Source organism: Collinsella sp. AF05-9, from assembly GCF_003465595.1.
GTDB lineage: Bacteria > Actinomycetota > Coriobacteriia > Coriobacteriales > Coriobacteriaceae > Collinsella.
In genome coordinates, this window is sequence record NZ_QSBB01000004.1 from 57,486 (window position 1) to 71,593 (window position 14,108).

The following is a 14,108-nucleotide window of genomic DNA, read 5'->3' on the forward strand; positions in this document are numbered from 1 at the left end:
CCAAGCACTACAAGAGCGGTGAGGCCTCGGCGATCATCAAGCGCCTTGCCGCGCGCTGAAACGCGGGCACGAACGGCATCGCCGACTCCTCCCGTGCCGCTGCCGTCGAACAGTTTGACCAGCTCAAGCCCTCAGTCATCTGCATCATGAACGAGTCCTTCGCCGACCTTTCAATCTTTAACGAACTGGGCTGTGGCTATAAGGGGCCCGAGCGCTTCAAAGCCATCGATAACGCGCTTCTGCAGGGAGTGAGCTACACGAGCGCCTTCGGTGCCGGCACCTGTAACAGCGAGTTCGAGTTCTTAACCGGACACTCCATGGCATTCCTGGGCGCTGGCGTCTACCCGTTCATGAGCTACAACCTGGCCCCGAGCGAGAACCTCGCCCGTCAGTTCAAGAGACTCGGCTATCGCACCGTGGCCATGCACCCCAACCACGCCACCAACTGGAATCGCGAGAACGTCTTCGCGGACATGGGATTCGACGAGTTCCTCTCGATCGAGGACTTCGCCGGCGCACCCGAGCTCTGCCGCAAGGTCACCGACGCCGCCACCTACGACAAGTGCCTCGAGGTGCTAAAGCAGAGCGACCAGCCGATCTTCATCCACGACGTGACGATGCAGAACCACTCCGCCTATGACACGGGCTTGGTGCCCACCGACCAGCAACTGCACCTTGCCGTCGAAGGTGTGTCCGACAAAGTTATCACCTGGACCAATGAATACTGCTCGCTCATGGAAGCGTCCGATGCCGCCTTCGCCGCCTTCCTGGAAAAGCTGCGTGATCTCGACCGCCCCGTCGTCGTAGTGATGTACGGCGACCACCAGCCGTTCTTCACCGACCGCTACAACGACCTCTACTTTACCGATGAGGACGATGCCACCCATACCGAGCGCATCTGGCAGACACGCTATGTGGTCTGGGCGAACTACGATGTCGCCGGCAACGCACAAACGAGTGGGGAACTCAACACAAGCATCAATAACGTCGGCGCACTCGCACTCAATGCCATCGGTGCCCCGCTCACCGCCTACCAACGCGCACGCTTGCAAAACCGAGCGCACATGCCGGCGATAAACGTGGTGGGGGCGCAGGATGCGCACGGCGTTTGGTATACAGCCGAGGCCAAGTACGTTCCCGCCAAGACCGCTAACGCGCGCGATCGCCTGGACCGCATGCAATATCGTAAGCTCTTCGACCACGAAGGCTCGGTCTTTGCCACCCATAAGCAGGCGGCCGCCAACGAAACCGACCCCAACGCAGCTCCGGGAGCCTAGGGTTGACCAATCTCGGGCCCGGTATTCAGAAAAGTCAGTGCAGCAAAATCGCGATGCGGACAGCGACTTGGGCATGGTTTTCGCCGCTCGCACGGGTCCCCTGGGGAGCAGCGTGCATTTTTGGGAGTTTTCAGCAGGCCAGGACGGCTGCATACGCGCCGGACACACCATATTGGTCCCAAGAACGCCTTTGACCGGCGATTTGGGTCGACGGGCAAACCCCGTCAGGACAAAAAAGCGTGCCTCGCGCCGCACCGGACCCCAAAATGACGTCGATCTCCGCAATGCCACCCGACTGCAGCGGCACCGGCAGAGCTCACGGTGCTGAATACTCCATTTTTTGCACGGCCCAGGCGGGGGTACATCAGGACCGGAAAGAACATCTCAACTTTTTTTGCAATCTGCAACTGGAAGTATGCAAAACGCTAAGAGAAAGCATCGCCGATGTCCCAATTGAGCGCGCGGAGCAGCAGCGCTTCCACCCTGTGCCCAAATCCAGCAGAGAGGGGACGCTCCTAACGAACCCCCATCGGCAAACAAACGCGGCTCGAGCGCCATCCCAAAATATGCTGCCCGAGCCGCGTTTAACGGTACGGCATGAATATTAGCGCTCGTAGATTAAGTTGCCCGCCAGGTAGGTGGCCTGAACCTTGGTGGCTTGCAGCTCTTGGGGGTCGATGGTGAGCGGGTTTTGGTCCAGGACTACCAGGTCGGCGTATTTGCCGGGCTCTAGGCTGCCGAGGTTTTGCTCGTCGCCCGCTGCGTACGCGCTGCCAAGCGTGTAGCTGCGCAGGGCCGTTGCCGCGTCGATACGCTCGCTCGGCAGCCAGCCGCCCTCGGGCCAGTGGCTGCGGGGATCTTGGCGTGTGATAGCCGTGTAGAGCACGTTCATGCTGGTAACGGCCGTGATGGGGCTGTCGGTACCGAAAGCTTGACGGATACCGCGCTGCTGATAAGTTGCGAACGGCCACATGATGCGGCTGCGTTCCAGGCCCAGGTCGCGCTCCGGGCCACCCGGGTCGAGCGTGATGTGGCAAGGCTGGCTCGAGGCAATGACGTTGAGCTTGCGCAGACGATCGATGTCCTGAGGCAGCAGATTCTCCAGGTGCTCAAGCGTATTGTGGCCGTGCTGGGGCAAGCCGTAGAGCTCTGCCGCCTCCTCAAAGATATCGAGTGCGGCATGGATGGCACCGTCGCCGATAACGTGGATGCGCACGGTATGGTCACGCTCGGCTGCCGCCAAAACCAACTTGCGCATACGCTCGACAGGGACCGTCAGGCGGCCCTGGTCGCCCGGGAAGCGCGGGTTGGTATAGGGCTCAGTGAGGTATGCGGTATGCTCGCTCGACACGCCGTCGAAGAACTGTTTAAAGCCTGGCGCCGAGAGCAGCGCGTTGTTCGCGTAGCGGGTCTGGAGTTCTTCCAAGCGCGACTGGTCATCCAGCAGCGTGGGAAACAGATGGGCGCGGATGCCCAGCTTGCCGGAGGCCTGCAGCTTGTCGTAAACATCGTCGCGAATAAAGTCGCAGCCCGGCATGGGCATGAGCGACATATCGCAGATTGAGGTGATGCCTTGCTCGGCCATACGCTTCATCTGGTCGGCGTAAGCGCTCGCGATGCGGTCCTCGCCCAGCCACTCCAGGCAGCGCGGCAGCAGCTGCATAGCAGCCGCCTCGTGGGCGATACCCGTAAGCTCGCCATTTGCATCTTTGTCGTAACTGCCACCCGCCGGAGGCTCGCTGTCGCGCGTAACGCCGAGCGCCTCGAGTGCGCGGCTGTTGAGCCACAGCGTGTGCCCGTCGCCCGAGTACATAACGCAGGGACGATCGGGGAATGCCGCATCGAGCGACGCCTTGGTAGGGTGCTCGGGCGGGTCCCAACGGTAGTCGCGCCAGCCCTGCGTCACAACCCAGGCGTCATCGGGCAGGTCCTGGGAAAACTCGAGCGCATGTTGCACCAGCGCCGCCTCGGACGTACCCATATCCATGAGCATGTATGGCGAGGAACCGACCGAGGTATGGAAGAAGTGCAGATGAGCGTCATGGAAACCGGGGCAGACAAACTGCTCGCCGTAGTCGATAACCGGCGTGGCGGCAGGCGCGGCGGCGATCACGTCATCGGGCGCACCGACTGCGACGATACGGTCGCCTGCGATGGCAATCGCCAGCTCACGGGCAGTATCGATGCCGTCTTGCGCGGTAAAGACGTTCTTGGAGCGGATAATCCGATCGATATGTTGCATGGGCATCCCCATCTCTGGCAGGAAATTCAACACCCCCGAGTGTACTCCCCCGCCTCGGTTACAAAATGCCAAGCGGCAAACGGCAGCTTTGCCAGGCCAAGTGGCAGGTGGCATACTGGAAAGAGCTTGTACGATTTTGCGATAAACCAGTAAGGAGCAAATCGACTATGACGAAGACCAAGGCACAGCAGATTATGGCGGCGACCGAGGCTCGTGCGGCTGACGACGTCACCGCAGCCATCCAAGATATCGCCGCCGAGTTTGAACCCTACATCATCAAGCAGCGTCGGCACTTCCATAAGCACCCGGAGCTGAGCCTCGTCGAAGAGCGCACGACTTCTGACATCGCCAACCAGCTCGACGCCATGAATATCCCCTACGAGCGTCCCCTTAAGACGGGTCTGGTGGCGACCCTTCGCGGCACCGCGCACGACGCCTATCGCGAGGACGGCACGCCGCGCCGCCGTATCCTGCTGCGCGCGGATATCGACGCCCTGCCCGTCACCGAGCAGACCGGCGAGGAGTTTGCCAGCGTCAACGAGGGCTGCATGCACGCCTGCGGCCACGACTGCCACATCGCCATGATGCTCGGCACGCTGCAAATCCTGCGCCATATGACCGACGACATCCACGGCGAAGTCCGCATCGTCTTCCAACCCAGCGAGGAAAACGGCCAGGGCGCCAAGCTCATGATCGGCACGGGCGTGCTCGACGGCGTCGATGGCGCCTACGCCGCGCACATCTGGAGTGAGGTCGACGCCGGCACCGTGAGCTGCGAGCCCGGACCGCGCATGGCCAATACCGACTGGTTCCGCATCGATGTTCGCGGCACCTCATGCCACGGTGCCATGCCCCAGCGCGGCCACGACGCCGTTATGGTGGCCGCCGAGATCGTCAATGCCCTGCAGACCATCGTTTCGCGCGAGATCAGCCCCTACGAGCCGGCCGTCATTACCGTCGGCGAGCTGCACGGCGGAACCGCGCGCAACGTTATCGCCGGCACGGCCTACCTCGCCGGCACGGTGCGCACCTACGGAGATTCGACCCACGAGGAAATGCCGGAGCTCATGCGCCGCATCGTGGAGCATACCGCGGCCGCCTTGGGCGCCGAGGCAGAGCTCACCGACTACACCATCGCCAACTACAAGGTCGAAAACGACGCCGCCTCGAGCGAGCGTTGTCGTCAGGCCGTGGTCAAGTGCCTGGGTGCAGCCGGCGAAGGCCATTATCGCGGCACACTTTCGGGCGAGGATTTTTCGGAGTACCTGCGCCGTGTACCGGGCGTGCTCGCCTTTGTAGGTACGCGCAACCCCAAGATTGGCGCCACGTACGCCCAACATTCCTGCTTCTACAAGATCGACGAGACTGTGCTGGCAAAGGGCTCCATGGTGGCCGCCCAGTATGCCATCGACTTTTTGGCCGAGCCCACGCAAGAGGAGCTCGACGGCCCCGCGATCACCGCGGTCGCCGAAACCAACCCCGACCTGGCCGCCAAGTTGCGCTCTGCCAAGGCAACGACCGCCGAGGCTCGCGACGCCATCCATGACGCCCGCACGGCACGCCATGCCGCGATCAAGGGCATCCACGATGCACGTGCCGCCGCTCGCCGCGAGGAGAAGCGCGGCGAGTAGTCGATTCGCGGCCATCTCGCAGTCATAGCCACATCGCGATATCAAAGCGGGGGCGGACGTTTCGACACGTCCTCCCCCGCTCATTTGTCAAGCGCTATTTCTACCGTTTCTACCCCGTCCCCAAATGGCAGGTGGCAGGGTCACTCGTCCTGCGGGTCCTCGTCGGAGCTTGGCGCAGGCTCGGGCTCAGGCACGGGCACGGGCGCGGGCTCAGGCTCAGGCTCAGACTCAGGCTCGGGCTCGGGCTCGGGCTCGGGCTCGGGCGCAGGCGCCGCAGCGGAATCGGATACGAGCGCTGCGTCGGCGCTAAAACCAGCCGGAGCAGACTTCTTCTCAAACGGCAGCACAAAAGTCAGGACGTCGTCCTTGTCCTCGTCGGCCCACTCGCTTGCGTAGCGCGCAACCCAATAGCCAACGGCACGATGCTTGAGCATCTTGCCAAAGACCGTAAGGAATACCGTGACAAACGCCGTCAGCACCAAGAACAATACGAGCGTGATGCCACCGCCGGTAACAAGCGCCTCAATAGCCGAAGGACGGTAGTAGTAGTTATACATACCGACAGAGGCAATGGCGCCGAAGACGAGCGTCAGGATCCATGTGACAACGTTGGCGACCAGACCCGTCAAAAACTCGGGAAGGAACGAAGCGCAGAACAGCTTGGTCTTGTTGTGCTTAAACGCCGCCCAGACCTTGTCGAGCGAAAACGCGCTCTCGACACGACCGGTCACCGCAAAGTGCATCACGGCAATGTCGGCGAACATCTTAAAGAAGACCCCCAAGACCGCCGTGGCAATCATAGCCAGGACAAGCAGGCCAAGCGAGCCAAACAGCGCTGCCTCGAGTGCATAGGAGCCGTAATACGAATAAGAGCCCGCGGCGCCAATTACCACGCTCTCCACCAGCGAAAGCACTACACCGATAACGGGAATGGCAGCGATAACCTCGAGCACGACCGAGATAACGCTCGAAAAGACTCCGAGGCCAAACGACGTGGAACGCATGAGTGGACGATCCATACCGCCATCAACCTTGAGCGACAGATCGCGACCCCACTCAATACCAAAGCCGGAACCACACACGCTCGCAATGCAAGCTGCCAAAAAGCCGATGGCAGCTGCAATGCCGCCAATAACGGGAATAAACAGCACGAGTACCGACACAACACAAATCAGCGCCGGCAAAAAGGCAATCTGGCACACGCGCTGCAGCACGCCCGGAGTCTTGGTCATATCCTCAAACGCCTGAGCCACACAGCCCTTGGACGCATTCGCCACGGGCGGTTGCGGAACAAACTGCTGGGGCTGACCCTGAGGGGCAGAGGCTGCGGCACCGGCATTGGGGGCACCACACGTGCCGCAGAACTTGTCGTTATCGCCCATGGGGGCGCCACACTGCGAGCAGAACATAGAATCATCCCTTCGTATCTTGAACGAATCATCTGGATCGCAAACGATGTCTTTGGCATCATTATCACCCAATGTGGGGACAAATACTCCAACATGACGCATTTGCAATGCGCAGGGCGCTATTCGATTGTTTGATGAGCTCGACCGCGTTAGTTCGTTCCGCGGAAACCCTTGCCGACGATCTCGGAGCTGTCGACAATCGTGATAAAGGCACCCGGATCGATCTCGCGCGCGTAGCGACGCAGTTGCACGGCCTCGCGACGGCTTAGCACGCTCATGATCACCGTCACGCACTTGCCCGAGAAAGCACCGTAGCCGCGGCTGATAGTCGCCGTACGGTTGAGATGCTTGACGATAAACTCCTCGACCTTAAGGGGCTCGGAACAAATGACTGTGCAGACTTTGCGCAGGTGAATGCTCTCGATGGCCTTGTCGACCACGAGCGTCTTGGCAAACAGGCCGAGCACGCAATACAGACCGACGCGCGGGCCGTACAAGAAGGCCGCGATGGTCACGATGCCGATATCGACCAGCAGCAGCGCACGGCCGATCTCAAGCGTCGTGCGGCGTTTGAGAATCATGGCGAGGATGTCCGTGCCGCCCGTCGAGGCACCAATATCAAAGACGATGGCGCTGCCGAGCGCCGGCAGAATCACGGCAAAGCACAGGTCGAGCCACATATCGCCCGTCATCGAGACATCGGTCGGAATAAAGAGCTCAAACAGCGAAACATAGGCGGACAGCGCAAACGAGGCAAAGACACTCCACAGGATTGCCTTGCGCTCCAAAAAGATAAAGCCCAGAACGACCAGGACCGCATTGATAATCCACATAAAGACGCCGACGGGCAGGGTCGGGAACAGCGTGGACAGAATGACCGACACGCCCGAGGTGCCGCCAAAAGCAAAGTGATTAGGGGTTTTAAACGCGACGATGGCAAAGGCCGTGAGGATCAGGCCCAAATTGAGCTCGGCAAAAAAGCGCGGAAAGCCCGGCTCCTGGCTGCGCTTGCGACCAGCGCGCTCGCCCCGCTCGATAACATCGCGATCGACCACGCGTTCCATCGGCACTACGGGAGGACGATGCACCTCCTCGGCAGCACGCGACGCCGCCTCTGCCGCAGCGGCCTCAATTGCCCATGCCTTGCTTTCTGTTTCGTGCTCGTCGGCCATTACGGCAACCCCTCGTTAACAATTTGGAAACAATGCGCCCATTAGAGTAACGCGGAACGTGGGGATTGCAACCCTTAGTTAGACGAGCGGTATGACTATATCGGGAGCGTACAAAAACGGCCGGCCACGCTTTTGCTTGCGCGGTCGGCCGTTTAATGTTTTCGCAGATAAAACCTGCCAAAACAAACCTGTCCCTTTTTGGAAGGTTATTCGTGCTGGCTGGTGCGGTGCTCGTACTCCTCGGGGGTGATGACGTCCTCGATGCGCAGGTTGACGCCCGCCACCTCAAGGCCGGTCATCGCGGCAAGGCGCTCGGTGACACGTGCCTTAACATCGTCGAAGATCGCGGGCGCATAGGCGCCGTACTCGATGATGACGGAGATGTTGACGACCACGCGATTATCGTCGGTGACCTCGACCGTCACGCCCTTGGTCAGATTCTCGGCACCAAACTGCTCCTGCACAAAGTGCATGAGGTTACCCTTCATGCCCAGAACGTGCGGAACCTCGCGGGTGGCCATGGCAACGATCTTCTCGATCACGCCGTTGGAATAGGTCAACGAGTCCTCGGACTCATCCGCTTCCTCGTCGTCCTCATCCGTATCGGACTCGGCCTCGACGAGAGCCTCATCCTCGAGCGTCACATCCTCAGCTTCGGCGACGACCGCCTCGTTCTCCTCGAGCTCGGTATCGGCTACATCGACCTTCGTATTAAAAGCCATGGTTCCTCCTTATGCCTGCCGCGGATGCGACAGTCGAATACATATTAGCGGCCGCTAAACAGACGGCCGAAGAAGTTGACGATCCCGTTCTCGCCGTCGCGAATTTGGCCGATCACAGCGCCGATCAGCACGAAGAATGCAATGACGAGCGTGTCCCACAGGCCCAACGTGAGCACCAACACGGCGAGGATAAAGCCGGCGACGGCGCCGAGCGTGGTGTTGGGATGACGCACAGCATAGCTCCAGATGGCAGCGCCCGTACCCTTGATGAGACCCATAGCCTCGTCAAAATCCGCGGCTGCCGCGTCTTGTAACTCGGTTGCCTCTGCTTTGGAATCAACAGGTTCGCTCGCCGACGTGGCGCTCTGGTCAATCGTCAGGCGCGGCGTACGAGCGGTCTTATCTTGATTGGTATCACTCACCGGAAACCTCCACGGTCTGGACGGTAGTCTTGGACGGCAAAAAACGGACGCGCGCGGTCGTACCCGGCGCGCCGAGCATGGTATCGCAGGCTTCTTCGATGCGCTGCTGCATCGCGGTAGCCAGAGATGCCACGTCCTTATCGTCAAGCGCGATAGCCTCGACCTTAAAACGGACGTGCGAATCGTCGGGGCCTTGGACGCGAGCCTCGACATGCTCGACCATCACGCGGTCGTCGCGCTCGGCAGCAACCCTGGCGCACGAAGAAAGCGCCGCAAGGGTAACCTCGATATTGCGCTCCCCCGCCGGATGCACGCAGGACGGTTCGCGACGAGCGAACATCAGGCGGAAAAAGCTTACCAGCACGCCGATCGCCACGACGCTGGCGCACGCCGTGACGACGATGCGCGGCATGGGGTCGCGCATCAACAGCATAAAGCGATACGTATACGGCCCCCAAAACTGGCAGACAAGCGTACCCAGTGCCACGATGGTGGCGGCAAGATACACGATCGCTAGGGCTCGTTTGAGTACGCGCACGCGGCGCTCCCTTCAAATCTCGGCTCTCGAAATGCAGAACGGTTCGCATCATTATAAAAGAGCCGGGTCCGGTGCTCTACGCACGCGGATCCGGCTCATCTATTCCACGAGGCTTGCATGCTCGCTTCATTATGCCCAGATATGCACGGCTCAATCCGTGCTGGCGCTACTCCTCCTCGAGGGCAGCGATGACCTCGTCGGTCATGTCCATGGTGCTGTAGACGTCCTGGACGTCGTCGAGCTCCTCAAGACGGTCGATGAGGCGCTGGACCTTCTTGGCGTCGGTACCAGAGACCTCGGTCGGGGTGGTCGGGACCATGGTGGTCTCGGAACCCTTGACCTGGACGCCCTGCTCCTCGAGCGCCTTGGAGACAGCCATGACGTCGTTGGCAGCAGTCCAGACGATCCACTCCTCGCCGGCGTCCTCGTAGTCCTCGCCACCGGCCTCGGCGATGGCCATCATGAACTCATCCTCGTCACCGGCAGCACCGTTGGCGATCATGGTCTCCTTCTTGGCGTTCTCGTCCAGGATCTCCTTGGCGACGACGATCTGGCCCTTGCGCTCAAACTGGAAGGCGACGGAGCCGGAGGTGCCCAGGTTGCCACCAGCGTGGGAGAAGGCGGAACGGACATCAGCGGCGGTACGGTTGCGGTTGTCGGTCAGGCAGTCGACGTAGACGGCGACACCGGCGGGACCGTAGCCCTCGTACACGATGTTCTCGTAGACGGCGGCGTCAGCACCCGAACCAAAAGCCTTGTCGATAGCGGACTTGATCTTGTCCTTAGGCATGGACTGAGCCTTGGCCTTGGCAACGGCAGCGGCGAGGCTGGCGTTGTTCTCGGGCAGCGGGTCACCGCCGAGACGGGCAGCAACGGTGATGTTGCGGCTGAGCTTGGAGAAGAGGGCGGAACGCTTGGCGTCCTGCGCGCCCTTACGATGCTTGGTTGTGGCCCACTTAGAGTGTCCGGACATACGTGTCTCCTATCGGTTTCGACCTAAAGCCCAGCGCAGATGCTCGGGCAATATAAACAAACGTCGTTATGATATACCTACTGGCCTGCAAGATAAACCCCAAAATGAAGGCGTCGTGATGATGGCCCCTTTGGTGCAGCAAAGAAACCTGACCCCAATGCACCAGGTTAGAATCAGAGGAAGTCACTGCGGGTGACGGTGGCGCCGATGGCGAAGGGCATGCAGGCGATGACCGGATACAGGTAGCGCATGTAGGTCGAGCCGTTGCACGGACCAATCAGGCACACGGCGAGCACGCCCAACAGCGGCACCCAGATCGCCAGCGCACGCCATGAATGACGACGCAGCAGGTAGACCACCACGGCGATCATAATCCACACATAGGTGGCCGAGCTCATGGTGAGCGAAATAAACGGGATGCGCTGCACCGCCACACGGTACAGATTGATCAGGTGGTCGCACCAGCGCACCACGTTGCTGTCAACCGGATGGAAGTCGAAGTACTTGAGGTTGTCGGGACGCGCCATGATCTCGGCACTACGCGCCGTGCTGTAGACCCAGGCATCGCGCGCGCTCGGATAAAAGTAGCCGTAATAGTTATTGATGAGCGCCGAGATATAGCACTCGGGATCCTTTTTGAACATCTGCGCCCAGACCTCAAAATAGGCCTTGATGTCCTCCTGCGAGGCGTACTCGTTAAAGCAATTTTTGACGGAGTCCGACTTATCCGGGTTGTAACGGCGGCCCAGATTCTCGTACTTGAGCACCCGGTCGATCACGGCGCGCTCCTCGTCGGTCACCAAACCGTCGCAAGGAGCCTCCACGATGGTGCCGTCCTCCTTTACCGTGGGGTTGACGCCCGAGTTGAGGCCGTCGTGCTTTTGGACGAAACGAGCCGTCTGTTGGAACGGAATCGAGAGGATTTCGCGCTTGGAACCAGGCGTGATGTCGTGCGCCGGCATAAAGACCTTGGTGAAGTACATATTAGAGGCAAGGCAGAGTGCGAGCACCGCGAGGACGCCAACCCAGCGGAAGCGCGGCGTGGCGCATGAGACCGCGGTGCCCGTCTGCTTAGCCGCACGACGGGCGACATGTACATCCCATGCGCAAAACGCCGCCGCAATCACGCAGGCCGCCAACGGAAAGACCAGACCGCCATTGCGCAAAAACGTGGAATCCATGGCAGCCAGCGCAAGCAACAGCCAGTCGTGGCGCGCAAAGAGCACGGGCCTCTGTTCGCCCGCACGCTCGGCATTGGCATCACGACGGGGCAAGCCACATGCCACGAGCTTGACGGTCTGTACCAGCAGCACCAAAAACGCGTCGGCAAAGAGCACGTCTTTGGTGAGCAACGCCGCGTAGTTAGAGAACATCGGCATAAACGCAAAGAACAGCAGGATCGTACCGCGAACCGGCAGGCTCACGCCCAGTTTGCGCAGCGACGAAATGGAATAGGCCATGCAGGCAGCCGTGATGACAAATTGAGCGCAGGTATAGATGATGAGGCCCGCGTTAGCGCTGTTGAACAGCGAAAGCCCCAGTTGAACGCACGAGCCGATAATGGCCGTGTGCACTACGGGATGGTGCCCGTTGAGCAGCACGTTGGGGTTGAGCAGGCGCAGGTAGTCGCTCGTGCCGTTGGGATAGTTGAACCACTGGCGAATCTGCGCACCCGTATCTCCCATAAAAAGGCCGGGCAGCGAAGCGATGAGCGTGGGCGCCCAGGCGATCATAAGCACCAGGAAGGGCCCGGCAAAGGGATGGACCGAGAGCACGGCGTGAGCCACACGCCATACGCGGCCAAAGTGCGCTTCGGAAAACGGAATGCGCCGAGAGCTCAGCCAATCCAGGCACTCAAAAGCCAGATAGAAGGCCACGATCGCTAGGAGCATCCAGCCCGCGCCGCCAATCCAGGCGCAGATGATGCGGGCCTTGTCGCCAAGAACAATCTCGGCCGAGTCGATAAGGTCGTAGCTGCGGCCGAACACCATGCAGATGGCGAAAAACAGCGACGGCAGAATAATCGATGGGCGCCAGGTGTCGCCACGGCCAAAGAACACGTAGCGAAACGGCAGCGTGAGCAGGCAGGCAAGCGCAAGCAGCATGACCGCGTCGGTATGGCCGGCAAACGAGAGGAGCACCTCGTAGCACACGTACAGCATGCCCGAGGCTTTGGGGTCAATCGCCAAGACTGCGTTGCTCGACACCGGGGCGGGATCGATGGAAAACGCCGTGGTCGCCAACAGCGCGAGCAGAAATGCGATGAGCGTCTGCTTGGCGGGGTAGCGCTTAAACCAGACGATGCGGGCAGCGTCGCGCGCAGCCGTTGTGGAGAGATCGGAATCCTTCACAGTCCGAAAGCCTTTCTAGAAACCTATCAAACTCAGCAAAACCACCACAAAGGTGCCTGTGTCCCCTTTGTGGTGGTTAGGCGTCGAGGTAGATGCGCTGGGGACGGTTGCGGTGTCGCGCGAAGATGATGAGCGCCAGGCCGGCGATCACGAGCGGAAGACTCAGCAGCTGCCCCATCGTGATGACGCCGCCCAGCAGATAGCCAAGCTGGGCGTCGGGCACGCGCACGAACTCGACGAGGAAGCGGACGATGCCGTATCCCATCACGAACACGCCCATAAACGTACCCTGAGGCAGCAGCGGCTTTTTGCGGCTGAGCACCTGCAGAATGCAAAAGAGCACGATGCCCTCAAGAAATGCCTCGTAGAGCTGGGAGGGGTGACGCGGCATATCGCCCGCAGTCCCGCCAAAGACCACACCCCAGGGCAGATCGGTCGGCTTGCCCCACAGCTCACCGTTGACAAAGTTGGCACAACGGCCCAGGCACAGGGCCAGCGGCGCGCCGATGACGGCAAGGTCTGCCAAAGTCCATGCGTCGAGCTTATACATGCGGCACACGATGATGCCGCCGATAATACCGCCCACCAAACCGCCATGGAAGCTCATGCCGCCCTCGTTGGTGGCAAAGATCTCGAGCGGGTGCGCCCAGTAGTAGCCATCACCGTAAAAGACGACGTAGAACAGGCGCGCACCGATAATGAGGCCAAAGACCACGCCGACCACGACACTCGTCAGGTCGTCAATCGTGATGTTAAAGCCCCAGCAACGCTGCGTGCGGTACATGACGACCGCCGTGAGCAGGGCGCCGACCACATAGGCCAGACCATACCAGTAAATCGTGATGGGCCCCGCCGAAATCGCGACGGGATCAAGCATATGGTAGAAGTCGTTGAGCATGTCGACCCTCCTACTCCCTACATACCAAATGCGGCCGCGGCCCTTGCGCTCGCAGCCGCATATTTGGGCGTAACGTCTATGCGGAGTATGCCGTCCGCAGCTTTCGCAGCTTAGAACGGCGCGTACTCGTCGTACAGGTCCTCGGCCTCGCCGGAGGCATTGACCTGCTCAACTCGTGTAACGCCGGGCACATGCTCCTTCAGGATGCGCTCAATACCCATGGACAGGGTCAGCGAGCTCATGGGGCAGCCGGCGCAAGCGCCCTGCAGCTCCAGTTTGACGACGCCCTCGTCGTCAACGCCCACATACTCCATATCGCCGCCGTCGGCCTGCAGGTTGGGGCGAATCTCTTCAAGAACCTTCTTAAGCAGCTCTTCGTTAACAGCCACAGGGGCTCCTTTCTCACAATTACGCGGGCGCGCCCGCGGACAGAAGCTATGTTACTACAGCCGTGTACCCGCTCACGAGCCGTC

Annotated in this window: 13 protein-coding genes; 2 read left to right on the forward strand and 11 right to left on the reverse strand. The window is 60.6% G+C overall.

All coding sequences use genetic code 11. The features are described 5' to 3' along the window. Positions 1-7: 7 nt before the first annotated feature. Positions 8-148 carry a hypothetical protein gene (locus DWV43_RS10135; RefSeq protein WP_158569815.1) on the reverse strand — a complete coding sequence of 47 codons (141 nt, stop codon included), beginning with the start codon at positions 146-148 and terminating at the stop codon, positions 8-10. Here DWV43_RS10135 and DWV43_RS02335 point away from each other — a divergent pair. Further along, entirely contained in the window at positions 147-1,277 is a 1,131-nt protein-coding gene (locus DWV43_RS02335) for an LTA synthase family protein (protein WP_117816919.1), read from the forward strand. The genes DWV43_RS10135 and DWV43_RS02335 overlap by 2 nt on opposite strands. A gap of 604 nt (positions 1,278-1,881) precedes the next feature. Here DWV43_RS02335 and DWV43_RS02340 read toward each other — a convergent pair. Then, positions 1,882-3,519, reverse strand: a complete 1,638-nt coding sequence (locus tag DWV43_RS02340) for an amidohydrolase (protein WP_233539179.1) — start codon at positions 3,517-3,519, stop codon at positions 1,882-1,884. A 167-nt stretch (positions 3,520-3,686) separates the two neighbouring features. Between DWV43_RS02340 and DWV43_RS02345 the strand changes: the two genes are divergently transcribed. After that, positions 3,687-5,150 (forward strand): M20 family metallopeptidase, encoded by a 1,464-nt coding sequence (locus tag DWV43_RS02345; protein ID WP_117816920.1) that lies wholly within the window; start codon positions 3,687-3,689, stop codon positions 5,148-5,150. 140 nt (positions 5,151-5,290) lie between these two features. On the opposite strand, the gene DWV43_RS10140 is transcribed toward DWV43_RS02345, so the two are convergent. The 9 genes from DWV43_RS10140 to DWV43_RS02390 form a co-directional block, all read right to left on the reverse strand. Further along, complete coding sequence (locus tag DWV43_RS10140; protein ID WP_158569816.1) at positions 5,291-6,559, reverse strand: zinc-ribbon domain-containing protein; 1,269 nt, start codon at positions 6,557-6,559, stop codon at positions 5,291-5,293. Positions 6,560-6,708: 149 nt separating this feature from the next. Continuing rightward, complete coding sequence (locus DWV43_RS02355) at positions 6,709-7,731, reverse strand: YitT family protein (RefSeq protein WP_082435553.1); 1,023 nt, start codon at positions 7,729-7,731, stop codon at positions 6,709-6,711. 206 nt (positions 7,732-7,937) lie between these two features. Further along, positions 7,938-8,453 (reverse strand): Asp23/Gls24 family envelope stress response protein, encoded by a 516-nt coding sequence (locus DWV43_RS02360; protein ID WP_055251999.1) that lies wholly within the window; start codon positions 8,451-8,453, stop codon positions 7,938-7,940. A gap of 44 nt (positions 8,454-8,497) precedes the next feature. Then, on the reverse strand, positions 8,498-8,875 hold the full coding sequence (locus DWV43_RS10305; RefSeq protein ID WP_231500738.1) for a DUF2273 domain-containing protein: 378 nt from the start codon (positions 8,873-8,875) through the stop codon (positions 8,498-8,500). Continuing rightward, the gene (locus DWV43_RS02370) at positions 8,868-9,413 is read right to left on the reverse strand and encodes a hypothetical protein (RefSeq protein WP_147346256.1); all 546 of its coding nucleotides are present in this window, start codon (positions 9,411-9,413) and stop codon (positions 8,868-8,870) included. The genes DWV43_RS10305 and DWV43_RS02370 overlap by 8 nt, the downstream gene beginning before the upstream one ends. Before the next feature lie 166 nt (positions 9,414-9,579). Next, positions 9,580-10,386 (reverse strand): YebC/PmpR family DNA-binding transcriptional regulator, encoded by an 807-nt coding sequence (locus DWV43_RS02375; RefSeq protein ID WP_055251993.1) that lies wholly within the window; start codon positions 10,384-10,386, stop codon positions 9,580-9,582. 173 nt (positions 10,387-10,559) lie between these two features. Continuing rightward, positions 10,560-12,737 (reverse strand): DUF6020 family protein, encoded by a 2,178-nt coding sequence (locus DWV43_RS02380; protein WP_233539180.1) that lies wholly within the window; start codon positions 12,735-12,737, stop codon positions 10,560-10,562. 76 nt (positions 12,738-12,813) lie between these two features. After that, positions 12,814-13,635 carry a prolipoprotein diacylglyceryl transferase gene (lgt, locus tag DWV43_RS02385; RefSeq protein WP_117816922.1) on the reverse strand — a complete coding sequence of 274 codons (822 nt, stop codon included), beginning with the start codon at positions 13,633-13,635 and terminating at the stop codon, positions 12,814-12,816. A 110-nt stretch (positions 13,636-13,745) separates the two neighbouring features. Then, positions 13,746-14,024 (reverse strand): NifU family protein, encoded by a 279-nt coding sequence (locus DWV43_RS02390; RefSeq protein WP_035137589.1) that lies wholly within the window; start codon positions 14,022-14,024, stop codon positions 13,746-13,748. Positions 14,025-14,108: the final 84 nt, after the last annotated feature.

What these genes read in the sequence shown, in the direction of transcription:
- DWV43_RS02335 (WP_117816919.1), top strand. Translation starts at nt 147, where the DNA reads ATGAACGAGTCCTTCGCCGACCTTTCAATCTTTAACGAACTGGGCTGT.
- DWV43_RS10135 (WP_158569815.1), bottom strand. Translation starts at nt 148, where the DNA reads ATGATGCAGATGACTGAGGGCTTGAGCTGGTCAAACTGTTCGACGGCA.
- DWV43_RS02340 (WP_233539179.1), bottom strand. Translation starts at nt 3,519, where the DNA reads ATGCAACATATCGATCGGATTATCCGCTCCAAGAACGTCTTTACCGCG.
- DWV43_RS02345 (WP_117816920.1), top strand. Translation starts at nt 3,687, where the DNA reads ATGACGAAGACCAAGGCACAGCAGATTATGGCGGCGACCGAGGCTCGT.
- DWV43_RS10140 (WP_158569816.1), bottom strand. Translation starts at nt 6,559, where the DNA reads ATGTTCTGCTCGCAGTGTGGCGCCCCCATGGGCGATAACGACAAGTTC.
- DWV43_RS02355 (WP_082435553.1), bottom strand. Translation starts at nt 7,731, where the DNA reads ATGGCCGACGAGCACGAAACAGAAAGCAAGGCATGGGCAATTGAGGCC.
- DWV43_RS02360 (WP_055251999.1), bottom strand. Translation starts at nt 8,453, where the DNA reads ATGGCTTTTAATACGAAGGTCGATGTAGCCGATACCGAGCTCGAGGAG.
- DWV43_RS02375 (WP_055251993.1), bottom strand. Translation starts at nt 10,386, where the DNA reads ATGTCCGGACACTCTAAGTGGGCCACAACCAAGCATCGTAAGGGCGCG.
- lgt (WP_117816922.1), bottom strand. Translation starts at nt 13,635, where the DNA reads ATGCTCAACGACTTCTACCATATGCTTGATCCCGTCGCGATTTCGGCG.